Here is a 6796-nt window from a genome sequence, read left to right as displayed (position 1 = left end):
CTCCCCATTCACTGGTACACCGCATTCGCGAGCAAGCTCGCTCCCACAGGGGGTTTATGCAGCCTTGATTAATCGTGTTCCACAACAAATTGCGAGGGGGCCACACCCAATTCGCGGCGGAACATGTCACTGAAACTGCTGGGCGAGTAGCCGAGCTCCCGGGCAATCACACTCACCGCCACGCCCTGAATCAACTCTGCCACCGCCGTCGCCAGTTGCACCTGCCGCCGCCATTCGGCGAAGCCCATGCCGAGGCTGTCCTTGAACAACCGCGCCAGCGTGCGCACGCTGGCCCCGGCATTTTCCGCATGCTGTTCGAAAGGAATCTCCAGCGACGGCGCCGCCATCACCGCCTGACACAGATTCATCAAGCGCCGGTCGGAGTCGTCCGGCAGCGGGATTTTCAACTGCGAACGCCTTGCGCGTTTCAGCTCTAGCAACGCCAACCCGACCAGCGCCTCGTAGTAAGCAGGTTCACCGCTATCGCCCTGCGTCACCAGCCCGACAATCAACTCGCGCAGCAACCCACCGACCTCGATCACCTGCACCGTCGTGTCCAGCGTCGCCGCCAGTGCCGGACGCAGGTAGATATTGCGCATCTGCAGATCCGACACCACCCGAATCCCGTGCGGCACGCCCGGCGGCAACCACACCGCGCGCTGCGGCGGTACCACCAACGCCTCGTGCGGGGTTTCGACCCACATCACCCCGCTCATCGCATACAGCAACTGCCCCCAGACATGCTCATGTGGCTCGATAAACAAGCCACGCGGATAGGTACGCGCCAGCGGCTGCACGGGCACATCGGTATCACTGAGATCGGGGGGCGTGGCGAGGGCCATGGCGAGCATTCATTGGGCTTGGCGAGAACGCCATGGTAACCAGTGCGCCACAGCGTCGCCAACGATAGATACCGTCGGACAATCCGAGTGAATTTTCCCGATGCGCCGCGATCCCTCTATTACCACAGGGAGGAATACGGGCTTTATGAACAACGCAAAACTGTATGTCATCGAATACACCCTTCACGGCACGCCCAAGTCGTTCATTATCCGCTCGGACAAAATGGACAACACCGAGGCGTGGCATTGGGCGAGTTGCGACGCCGGGGTCGGCCGCATCCCGCGCTTTGGCCGTGAGAAGGTGCAGAAGACCAGCAAACCGATGGCGGAAAAATTCGGCGTGGAAAACGTCGTCTGGCGACCGACCAGCTAAGCTCAGCCTGGCGATCGGCATCATTCGGGGGAATGCACAATGACCAATATCAGCAGCCCGGCGCATCTGGACTACGGCCTTGATACGTTGTTCGGGCGTATCACCAAAAGCGTGGATTGCCGCGTTGGGCTGGAGGCGGTCGTAGATGATCCGTTTCGCTTTGCCCTGAGAGTGCCGGCGCCGCTACCGGAAGACCTCGACCAGGCGAAAACCGTGGTGGTCAGGGTTGAAGGGCGAAGGCTGCAAGGTACGGTGCGGCATGCGGAGCGGCTGGATGATGAGAGCCTGAAACTGGAAGTGGAGCCTGATTAGGCTCCACTTTTTTATGGGTGCTGTTATTTGGGATGCGCGCAGTGGCAGCCTTTGCTTGAGCATTCCTCGCCACTCTTGTGGTGGTGAGCGCAGGCTTCACAGCAATAGTGTTTGCCGTGTACTGCGTAGGAATGGTCGCCTTCCTTGATTGTGCATTTGCATCCGGGGCAATCGCATTTTCTATCAGGCATGGGGGCAGACTCCTTGGGTGGTGGTTGTCTGGGGCTTGATGGGCAAGCCTTAATAACCAGTGTAGGAGCTGCCGCAGGCTGCGATCTTTTGATTTTGTTTGGGATTGGGATTGGGATTGGGGGCATATCCGTTGCTGCGGGTGCCGCCGCTGGCGGTTTCGCTCTTACAGCGAGTCACCTTTTCCAAACGCCGAAAAGGTAACCCAAAAGGCTTTGCCCCGGCGTACGGCACTTCGCTGAGGCTCAGTGTTCCCTCGCTACGGTGTCCATCCGGGGGCATCGCCTACGGTTTGCTTCGCTGCACCTCCTCTCGATGTATGCGGCTGCGCCGCACGGCGCTACGCGCCTACCCCCGGATGAACACCTCCGCTCGGCCTGCCGAAGGGGCAAAAGATCAAAAGCCGAAGCAAGATCAAAAGCCGGATCAAGAGCCCCTCACCCTAGCCCTCTCCCGGAGGGAGAGGGAACTGATCGCGGTGTTTGGGAGAGCTACGCCGACGTGCGATACCGCGTTGAACTCAGGCTTTGAAAAGCACACAAATCGACCCCCTCTCCCTCGGGAGAGGGCTGGGGTGAGGGGTAGCCCCACCACAAAACCAAAGCCGAGCACGCTGTGCTCCTCACCACTCAACAGGATGAGCGTTAGCTCGGCTGCGGCTTTTGATCTGTAAGGCGACGTCGGAAGGCTGAGTGGAGGGATTGATCCGGGCGTGGGAGCGCAGCGACCGTTTGGCGCAGCCAAACACAGCGAGAGGAGGTGCAGCGAAGCAAACCGTAGGCGCTGCGCCCGGATCGATCCCGCAGCGAAGGAACCCCGAGCCCCAGCGAGCGGGCCGCACGTAGGAGCAAGCCTTTTTGGTTACTTTTTTCTGGGCCGGCACTCCGGGCGTCTGGAAAAAGTGACCCGCCGTAAGGGCGGAACCCTAAGCCGCCGTGACCGCAGCAACGGATATGTACTCAACTAAACCCAACTCACCCAGCCTGACGCGAACTCCTATACATAAACACCAAAGCCACCCCCAAACACACCATCGCCAAAATCCGCGAACCAGACAGCTCAATCGCCGGATTCCCCAACCAGCCAAAATTATCAATCAACATCCCCATTCCCAACTGCCCGACAATCACCGCCACCGTCGCCACAGCCGTCCCCACCACCGGCACCGCCCCCACCATCACCATCATGTAGACCACGCCAAACAGCGCCCCGGTCAACTGCCACTTCGGCACATCCAACAAACTCACCGCATGCGCCGGCTCAAAAAACAAAATCAACAAACCGGTCGAAACCGCGCCCACAACGAATGTCAGCAAACTACTGCGCAACACCCCAACGCTCTCGCCCAAACGCCCATTGATCGCCGCCTGCACACTCAACACCGCACCGGCCAACACCACCACCGCCAACAAAATAACCAGACTCATCACTCACCCCCGCGCAATCAAAACAAGTGCCACCACAATCAACCCCAACGCCAGCCACCGCTCGGCATTGACCTTCTTGCGCGTCGCCCCGAACCAGCCGAAATGGTCAATCAACACACTCTTGCCGACCTGACCGGACAGAATCGCGATCATCGTCATGGCAATGCCGATATGCGGCGTCGCCAGGGTCAACACCACCACGTACATCGGCCCCAAAAAACCGCCAATCAATTGCCAGCGCGGCAGATCAGTCAGTGCCGGGCCTTTTTGCGGGCCAGCGAACAACAGCAGCAAAAACAGAATCGCCGAACCCACACCAAAAATGCTCAAGGTCGCCCACAGATGCCCGACCTGCACACCCAATGGCCCGAGCAACCCCGCCTCCACCGACAAGCCCATGCCCGCGAGAATCACCAGCGGCAGCAACAACAAGCGCAATCCGGATTTCGTCGCCGGTGCGCTGACACTCACCTCATCCAACGTCTGCATAAACAACATTCCACTCAAGTAAACGATGGCGCGGATTATCGACTGGCCAAGCTGTGCGATAAATGGGAGCATCCGGACAACACTTTTGCGCAACTCGCACAGCAGGACCAACGATGCACGGGCTCAACGAACTCGGATTCAAAGCGCTAAGGCTGTTTGTCGCGGTACTCGACCACGGCAGTTTCTCCGAAGTGGCCCGCCGTGAAGGCGTGGCGCCCTCCTCGATCTCCCGGCAGATCCAGTTGATGGAACAGGCGCTGAACCAGCAATTGCTCTACCGCCACACCCGCGCCGTCACGCCGACCGAAGCTGGGCGCATGCTCGGTCACCATGCGCGGCTGGTGCTGGTACAACTGGAAGAAGCCGAACAGGCGTTGCAGGAGCAGCAAAGCGAACCCACCGGTCTGGTGCGCATCAACGCCCCGGTGGTGTTCGGCCAACGGCATCTGACGCCGTGGCTGGGCCAGTTGTGCGCGCGTTATCCGAAGCTGCAACTGGATATCCAGCAGACCGACCATTACGTCGACCCGTTGCAGGAAGGCGCGGATTTACTGTTCCGCATCGGCCCGTTGCACGACTCGAGCATGCAGGCGCGGATTGTGGCGCCGCATCGCTTTCAGGTCGCAGCCAGTCCGGCTTATCTCAAGCGCCACGGTACGCCGCAGAAACCCGAAGATCTGGCGCAACACCAATGCCTGGCTTACAAAGGCGCGACCGGCCAGCAGCGCTGGTTTTTCCGCCGCGATGGCGAGGACTGGACGCCGTATTCGGTGAGAGGTCCGATCACCGGCAACCACGCTGACACCCTCACCCAAGCGGCCGAGCAAGGTTTGGGGCTGGTGATGTTTCCGTCGTGGCTGATTGGTGAGGCGGTGCGCGACGGCACGCTGGTGCCGGTGCTGGGGGAGTATCAGGTGTCGAACAGTCTGGAGCCGCAGCAGATTGCGGTGTTGTGGCCGGGGAGCCGACGGTTGTCAGTGAAGGTGCGGACGGTGATTGATTTCTTTATCGAATGCTTTGGCGAAGTGCCCTACTGGGATAGACCTTGAGGAGCTGAAGATCAAAAGCCCCTCACCCTAGCCCTCCCGAAACATCGGACCGCCCGTAGGGAGAGGGGACTGATTGGGGGATGCTGTGGAACTACGCCGACCTGAAACAGCTTTACCGAATCCATAATCGACTGAATCTTTCAGGTCGATGTATGACGCAAGACACCTCGGTCAGTCCCCTCTCCCTCCGGGAGAGGGCTAGGGTGAGGGGCTTTTCAGGCGGTCAGATCCGGAACTGACCGACGAGTTTGCCAAGGCGCTGCCCCAGCTCCGCCAGACTGCGTGACGTCTGCGCACCCAACTGCGTTTCATCAGCCACGTTATCCACCGCCACCGCAATCTGATGCACGCTGCGGTTGATCTCTTCGGCCACCGCCGTCTGCTCTTCCGCCGCGCTGGCAATCTGCGCGTTCATCGAGTTGATCGTCGCAATCAACGATGCCATCGCGTCGAGTGAAGCGCCGGCCTGATTGGCTTGCTGTGAAGTGCCGTCACCCGCCTCGCTGGAGCGGCGCATCGCTTCCACGGCCTGCTGCGTACCCGCCTGCAAACGATCGATCATCCCCTGAATTTCCTGGGTACTGATCTGCGTGCGACTGGCCAATGCCCGCACTTCGTCCGCCACCACGGCAAACCCGCGTCCAGCCTCACCGGCGCGCGCTGCTTCAATCGCCGCGTTCAATGCCAACAGGTTGGTCTGCTCGGCAATCGAACGAATCACCCCCAGCACGCCAACAATCGACGTCACGTCCTGCTGCAGGCTGTCCAGCGACACGCCGCTGCTGCGGATGTCATCGACCAGCGCATGAATCTGTTTGATGCTGCCGGCCACCACGCGCTTGGCGCTCTGGCCTTCTTCGTCGGTCTGCTGGGCGGCGACGGCGGCGTTCTGCGCACTCTTGGCCACTTCTTGTGCGGCGGCAGACATTTCATTGATGGCGGTGGCGACCTGATCGGTTTCGTGGCGCTGACGCTCCATCGCCTGATCGGAACGCTGGGCCTGATCGGACACTTGCGTCACCAGCCCGGTCAGTTGCGTGGTCATCTCGGTGATCTGCCGCACCAGGCCATGGATCTTGTCGACGAAACGGTTGAACGAGCCAGCCAGTTCGCCGAGTTCGTCCTGGCTGGTGATGTTCAGTCGGCGGGTCAGATCGCCCTCACCCGCCGCGATGTCATCAAGGTTGGCTTTCATCAGGGTCAACGGACGCAAAATGGTATTGGCCAACAGCATTCCCGCCGCCGCGATCACCAACAGCACCACCACCGCCACGCCGACGATGCTCAGCACCACGCCTTGCATGCGTTCCTGCACTTGGGCTTCGACCTGTGCGACTTGCGCTTCAATGCCGTCGAGGTTGACCGACGTACCGACCGCCATGTCCCACTTCGCCAGGTATTCGGTGTAGCCGAGTTTCGGCACCAGCACCTTGGCATTCCCCGGCAGCGGCGAGCTGTATTGCAGATAGTGCGTGCCGTCCTTCGCCACTTTCACCAGGCCGAGATTGACGTAAACGCCATTCGGGTCGCGGTTGTCCTTGAAGCTTTTGCCCACGCCTTCGGGGTCGTTGGCCTTGAACAGGCGCACGGTCTCGGAGTCGTAGCCGAAGAAGTAGCCGTCCTTGCCGTAGCGAATGCCCGACAGCAGTTTGATCGCTTGCGCGCGCGCCTCGTTATCACCCGGCGCGGCCGCGTCGTACAGCGGTTTGATCGTGGTCATGGCCACGGCGACGTAACTTTGCAGAGTGGCTTTGGCATCGCCGAGCAGGCGTTCGCGGGTCTGTTCGACCTCTTTGTGCGCCTGCTCCTGGAGGATGAACAGCGTGGTCAGGCTGATGACCAGCGCAAAGAGCAACACCGGGAGAACGGCGAGGGAGAGGACTTTAGCCTTGAGGCTCAGGCGCATTGTGGGAGCTCACTCTTTTGGTTTTATTGGCGTGGTTAAAGGCTTTAACGGCACGTCATCACAAAAGTTGAGCACAGCAATCACCCCATCCCCCTGTGGGAGCGAGCTTGCTCGCGAAGGCGTCGTGTCAGTCAACCCTTAAGTCACTGATACACCGCTTTCGCGAGCAAGCTCGCTTGTATGGTAGGACTTGAAGGGAGGAGGAGGGA

General features: G+C 60.2%; 7 protein-coding genes and 2 pseudogenes. 3 read left to right on the top strand and 6 right to left on the bottom strand.

Going from position 1 to position 6796, the window contains the following annotated elements:
* Positions 1-68 precede the first annotated feature (68 nt).
* Entirely contained in the window at positions 69-851 is a 783-nt protein-coding gene (locus tag ACW9IR_RS28190) for an AraC family transcriptional regulator (RefSeq protein ID WP_457465888.1), read from the bottom strand.
* A gap of 136 nt (positions 852-987) precedes the next feature.
* Here ACW9IR_RS28190 and ACW9IR_RS28185 point away from each other — a divergent pair, with 136 nt between their 5' ends.
* Together ACW9IR_RS28185 and ACW9IR_RS28180 are read left to right on the top strand one after the other, a co-directional pair.
* Positions 988-1215, top strand: coding sequence for a DUF6555 family protein (locus ACW9IR_RS28185; RefSeq protein ID WP_007919026.1), 228 nt, complete (start codon positions 988-990; stop codon positions 1213-1215).
* Between the two features lie 39 nt (positions 1216-1254).
* Positions 1255-1527, top strand: coding sequence for a hypothetical protein (locus ACW9IR_RS28180; RefSeq protein ID WP_150811723.1), 273 nt, complete (start codon positions 1255-1257; stop codon positions 1525-1527).
* Positions 1528-1550: 23 nt separating this feature from the next.
* Here ACW9IR_RS28180 and ACW9IR_RS28175 read toward each other — a convergent pair whose 3' ends face one another.
* The 3 genes from ACW9IR_RS28175 to ACW9IR_RS28165 all read right to left on the bottom strand — a co-directional run bounded on the left by ACW9IR_RS28175 (position 1551) and on the right by ACW9IR_RS28165 (position 3632).
* Positions 1551-1718, bottom strand: a complete 168-nt coding sequence (locus ACW9IR_RS28175) for a metallothionein (protein ID WP_103307310.1) — start codon at positions 1716-1718, stop codon at positions 1551-1553.
* A 972-nt stretch (positions 1719-2690) separates the two neighbouring features.
* The gene (locus tag ACW9IR_RS28170) at positions 2691-3143 is read right to left on the bottom strand and encodes a DMT family transporter (RefSeq protein WP_095114263.1); all 453 of its coding nucleotides are present in this window, start codon (positions 3141-3143) and stop codon (positions 2691-2693) included.
* A gap of 3 nt (positions 3144-3146) precedes the next feature.
* Positions 3147-3632, bottom strand: a complete 486-nt coding sequence (locus ACW9IR_RS28165) for a DMT family transporter (RefSeq protein ID WP_016987941.1) — start codon at positions 3630-3632, stop codon at positions 3147-3149.
* A 113-nt stretch (positions 3633-3745) separates the two neighbouring features.
* Here ACW9IR_RS28165 and ACW9IR_RS28160 point away from each other — a divergent pair, with 113 nt between their 5' ends.
* On the top strand, positions 3746-4681 hold the full coding sequence (locus ACW9IR_RS28160; RefSeq protein WP_102902413.1) for a LysR family transcriptional regulator: 936 nt from the start codon (positions 3746-3748) through the stop codon (positions 4679-4681).
* A 223-nt stretch (positions 4682-4904) separates the two neighbouring features.
* On the opposite strand, the pseudogene ACW9IR_RS28155 reads toward ACW9IR_RS28160, so the two are convergent.
* A pseudogene (locus ACW9IR_RS28155) lies at positions 4905-5498 on the bottom strand (methyl-accepting chemotaxis protein); the annotation flags it as partial.
* 312 nt (positions 5499-5810) lie between these two features.
* A pseudogene (locus ACW9IR_RS28150) lies at positions 5811-6587 on the bottom strand (cache domain-containing protein); the annotation flags it as partial.
* Positions 6588-6796: the final 209 nt, after the last annotated feature.

It is taken from the genome of Pseudomonas sp. SDT291_1_S447 (assembly GCF_054070155.1).
The sequence above is the reverse complement of the archived record's forward strand: the minus strand, read 5'-3'. Positions and strand labels throughout refer to the sequence as shown.

Excerpts from the sequence above, each read along its gene's own strand:
- ACW9IR_RS28190 (WP_457465888.1), bottom strand. The coding sequence starts at position 851 with ATGCTCGCCATGGCCCTCGCCACGCCCCCCGATCTCAGTGATACCGAT.
- ACW9IR_RS28185 (WP_007919026.1), top strand. The coding sequence starts at position 988 with ATGAACAACGCAAAACTGTATGTCATCGAATACACCCTTCACGGCACG.
- ACW9IR_RS28180 (WP_150811723.1), top strand. The coding sequence starts at position 1,255 with ATGACCAATATCAGCAGCCCGGCGCATCTGGACTACGGCCTTGATACG.
- ACW9IR_RS28175 (WP_103307310.1), bottom strand. The coding sequence starts at position 1,718 with ATGCCTGATAGAAAATGCGATTGCCCCGGATGCAAATGCACAATCAAG.
- ACW9IR_RS28170 (WP_095114263.1), bottom strand. The coding sequence starts at position 3,143 with ATGAGTCTGGTTATTTTGTTGGCGGTGGTGGTGTTGGCCGGTGCGGTG.
- ACW9IR_RS28165 (WP_016987941.1), bottom strand. The coding sequence starts at position 3,632 with ATGCAGACGTTGGATGAGGTGAGTGTCAGCGCACCGGCGACGAAATCC.
- ACW9IR_RS28160 (WP_102902413.1), top strand. The coding sequence starts at position 3,746 with ATGCACGGGCTCAACGAACTCGGATTCAAAGCGCTAAGGCTGTTTGTC.